This is a genomic window from Oleiphilus sp. HI0117 (assembly GCF_001635235.1).
Window position 1 is genome coordinate 1 of sequence record NZ_LWGA01001082.1, and the last position, 3,822, is coordinate 3,822.

General features: G+C 44.6%; 6 protein-coding genes. 2 read left to right on the forward strand and 4 right to left on the reverse strand.

Annotated elements, in window-relative coordinates; translation table 11 throughout:
- The coding region (locus tag A3757_RS19450) for a wax ester/triacylglycerol synthase domain-containing protein (RefSeq protein WP_304439201.1) at positions 1-521 on the reverse strand (521 nt) is incomplete at its 3' end.
- 347 nt (positions 522-868) lie between these two features.
- On the opposite strand from A3757_RS19450, the gene A3757_RS19455 reads away from it, so the two are divergent.
- Complete coding sequence (locus A3757_RS19455) at positions 869-1,474, forward strand: YigZ family protein (RefSeq protein WP_068512085.1); 606 nt, start codon at positions 869-871, stop codon at positions 1,472-1,474.
- A gap of 24 nt (positions 1,475-1,498) precedes the next feature.
- Here A3757_RS19455 and A3757_RS19460 read toward each other — a convergent pair whose 3' ends face one another.
- Both A3757_RS19460 and A3757_RS19465 read right to left on the reverse strand, forming a co-directional pair.
- The gene (locus A3757_RS19460) at positions 1,499-1,960 is read right to left on the reverse strand and encodes a CopD family protein (protein ID WP_068512081.1); all 462 of its coding nucleotides are present in this window, start codon (positions 1,958-1,960) and stop codon (positions 1,499-1,501) included.
- A gap of 113 nt (positions 1,961-2,073) precedes the next feature.
- Positions 2,074-2,643 (reverse strand): DUF3365 domain-containing protein, encoded by a 570-nt coding sequence (locus A3757_RS19465; protein WP_068512077.1) that lies wholly within the window; start codon positions 2,641-2,643, stop codon positions 2,074-2,076.
- A 130-nt stretch (positions 2,644-2,773) separates the two neighbouring features.
- Between A3757_RS19465 and A3757_RS19470 the strand changes: the two genes are divergently transcribed.
- Positions 2,774-2,977: a DUF2892 domain-containing protein gene (locus tag A3757_RS19470; RefSeq protein WP_068512074.1), complete on the forward strand. Its 204-nt coding sequence runs from the start codon at positions 2,774-2,776 to the stop codon at positions 2,975-2,977.
- Here A3757_RS19470 and A3757_RS19475 read toward each other — a convergent pair.
- Positions 2,974-3,822, reverse strand: an 849-nt coding sequence (locus A3757_RS19475) for a DNA topoisomerase (RefSeq protein ID WP_231878327.1), incomplete at its 5' end; no start/stop codon positions are given. The two genes, A3757_RS19470 and A3757_RS19475, sit on opposite strands and share 4 nt — an antisense overlap.

Here is a 3,822-nt window from a genome sequence, read left to right on the forward strand (position 1 = left end):
CGGATCTTCTTCACTTGAGGCAAGGCCCACAAAGGCGGTAAACCACGAGCTTCAGGGTCTTCTGATAACAGCTTAGCTGTCATCCGCATTGCCGCCACACCGTCTAACATACAGTGGTGCGCTTTAAAGTACATCGCAAAACGACGACCTCGAATACCTTCAATCAAATGGCTTTCCCACATTGGTCGCTCTCGATCCATTAGGGCGCCATGCTTAACCGAAACCAAGGCGAGTAGTTCTCGAATTCTTCCTGGCTTTGGTAAGGCGCTATGACGAAAGTGATGCTCTAGATCAAACTGAAGATCTTCTTCCCAATGGTATTGGCCGAAGCGAGATTTTAAACGCTGATTAAAAGGCGCGATGGGTTGCTGAAAGGAACGCATATACTCAGCAAGCTCTGTCACATATTTTGGGCCGGCATCTTCAGGAAAGTGATAAAGGTGCAAACCACCCACATGCATTGGCTGCTGACGTTTCTCGAGCCATAAGAAAATCTGATCTGCTAAACTCAATGATTTCATAAAGATTCCATCCAAACTGTGAGTAAAAACGCGAAAAACTGCTCAGCCATATTTAAACTGTTTCCCCTGGCCAACTACAACTGGCACTCATCCTATGGGCCCAACAAGATTAAGTTTGGCGGCATCGCTATCAATAGTTATAAGCTACACATTCACCAAAGTGTAAAGAGCGCGCAAGGATACCCGAGATCGCCTATTCGGCATAGTGCTAAGACATATTCAATCTGGCAATATCACAAAAATTTATGCTAGTTTACAATTTTAGTCGAGATCAGAGTTTCGTCGAACCAACATCTCGTTTATAGGCTGTGCGTAAGTCGGCTTATCCCAATCAGGAACATCCAGCCATGGCGCTTAGTTACTTAGTCCCTAAAGACTGCATTGAAACTACTTATGAAATAAAGAAGAGTCGTTTTATCGCCCGGCATTTTAGTGTTACAGATAGAGAGCAGGCCATGCTAGCTTTGGCACAAGCTAAACGAGATTACCCCGATGCTCGCCATCATTGCTGGGCCTACCAAATCGGTCCACCTCATAGTCCGAGTTTCGCGGCCATGTCTGACGATGGCGAACCCGGTGGCACCGCAGGCAAGCCGATACTGAATGTCATTCAACATAAAGATATTGGCGATGCCATGATCATTGTGATTCGTTATTTTGGTGGTATAAAGCTCGGCGCAGGCGGATTAGTCAGAGCATACTCCCAGGCGGCCCAGCAAGCCTATGACGAAGGTGAAACAGAGTTGAAAGTGGAACTCGACGAATTCCAAATACAATGTGATTTTTCAGACGAACAGGCTATCCGACACTGGCTTTTTCAACATCAAGGCGAAGTCATCGGCACTGAGTATCAACAAGCCGTGACGATGAAGATAGCCATTGATGATCGACATCTAAGCGACTTGAGTGCTTACCTGCATGCACTCAAAAGCGCCTCTTTGATTCAGCCTTAAGCCCTCTAAGTTTTCTTCACTTACTTAGGCAGAAAACAGGAATTTACCACCACTTGCGATAGCAATAACGATCAAGCCCAGTGTCAGGTTAATTGCGACGATTTTACGGATTAGATTTAAGTGCGTCGCGGCATCAGGCCAACGATTCTCGCTCACTGCAGCTTTCATACGCTTAAATGGAACAAAGTATAAATGCCCAAACAATAAAAACATGATATAGCCTAGACCAAGCATCATATGAACATGCTTACCTATCGAAGCAAAGCCACCATATAAGGCAATCATGCCATGACCGCTCACCAATAAAACAGCAACTGCTATCCATACCCAAAAAAAGAAACGCTTAAAGGTATCTTGCCACAAACTTAGACGTAGCGGAGGTTCCAATAAGCTTGCTGCAACAGGACGAAGACATAGATAGGCGAAAAACATTCCGCCAACCCAAATTGTTGCAGCCAATATGTGGAGCGTAAGCGCGATGGCCATTGTGAAAACTCCTTTTAAATCGTCACCAGAAATCTACATACAAAGATAAGGGGGCTATTCTGTCACTTATTCACTCACAAATCGATTAGGCCAGAACGAAATATCTTCCGTATTTACTTCGCGGTGTGCAACAAACTAAAGGCCCCACGAATCTGTCCTTCCTGATAACCTACCGCCCTATCGTGCGGGTACTGTTCCGAGAGTGCCTTTTGAATATCTGTTGTTAGACTCTCTCCATGACACGACAAGCACATACCTTGAGTTGGAATAGCCTTCATCATACGAAAGGTACTCCCTTCTTTTTTCACCGCTGCTAACTGTGTAGCAGGCTTTCCGGCTTTGAGTTGCTGTTCAAAGTCAGCAAGTACTTTCGCCTCCCAGGCATCTGGCTTGTTATCAGGGTTACGTGTTTTAAGGCTGGTGCGGGAAACTGTCCATTTTCCTTGGCTATGTTTGCTGGCGATTTTTTCTGCATCCACAGAACAAGCCTCAATACCCTTGGTAAAGCCACCTTCTTTTACCGCTGCTTGCAGGCTTGATTTCAACTCTCCTGCAAATTGTTGAATCACTTGCTTACCTTCGCTTGCTAGGTCTGAAGCGGTTTCAGCACTGCTAGCACCAGCCCAGCCTAGTACAGGCAGCAACAAAGCAACAGATAATCTTTGACAAGATACTTTCATCATACTCTTCCTCTCATTCTGGCAAAACTTAGGTAAACCATCACATAGCAGCGATTATATTAGCATTGACTAATATAATTCAAGCATCTATATTAGTAAAACCTAATATTTAGTTTAGAAGAGGTTTTAGATCATGAATATCGATAGAACTGTATTTGCCGTTGCCGGGCTGTTTATTCTTGTTAGTGTTATTCTCAGTCAGGTCCATTCGGTCTATTGGCTGGCATTTACGGCTTTTGTTGGCGTCAATATGTTTCAGGCAGCATTCACAGGATTCTGCCCAATGGCCATGCTACTAAAAGCCTTAGGAAAAGAGCCCGGTTGCGCATTTCGTTAAGCGCCAACTTTTAATGTGGGGCTCGCCTTTTTGCGTCGGGCCTTATATTTACGTTTTTTAAATTTGTTTTGCGCTTTAAGGCCAGCTAAGGCTGAAAGGTGTGTATCTTTTGCCCTACATAGTAAGTGACTGATTTGTTGTTCAAGTGGCAGCATAAAATCAGCATATGCATACTCCCCCTGACTCATTTGCTTTAGCATCAACTCCCAGTGTGCAGTCATATCGGGCAATGAAACCTCTTCTGGCAGACTCGCTATCACTTTTCTACCAGCCTCTGTCGCTTTAATGGCTTTACCTTCTCGGTAAATAAACTGCCTCTTGAATAACAGCTCAATGATCGAAGCACGTGTCGCTTCTGTTCCAAGACCATCGGTATCTTTTAGTATTTTTTTGATCTCGGGGTCACTCACAAAACGGGCTATACCGGTCATCGCCGCGAGTAAACTTGCATCGCTAAAGTGTTTAGGAGGCTGAGTAAGCTTGCTAAGCAAGTCTCCAAATAAACAAGTAAAACGCTCACCTTTCTTGAGCTGAGGTAAAGCTACGGTTTGTTTTTCATCCTTAGTGGATTTAAGTACCTGCTTCCAACCCGGCTCACTGGTTTCCCTCGACTTTGCTCGGAATAAGCCACCGGCAATTCGAAAGCTGATTTCACGGTCGGTATAAGCCCAAGCCGGAAAAAACTGAATAAGATAGTGCTTTGCTATCAATTCATATACTTGCTGCTCAGCTTTACTCAATAATCCCTTTTTTGACTTATTCGCAGTTGGAATGATCGCGTGATGAGCACCAACCTTGGCATCATTCCAAACACGTCCTTTTAAACTTGAGTCGGCACTGTTACA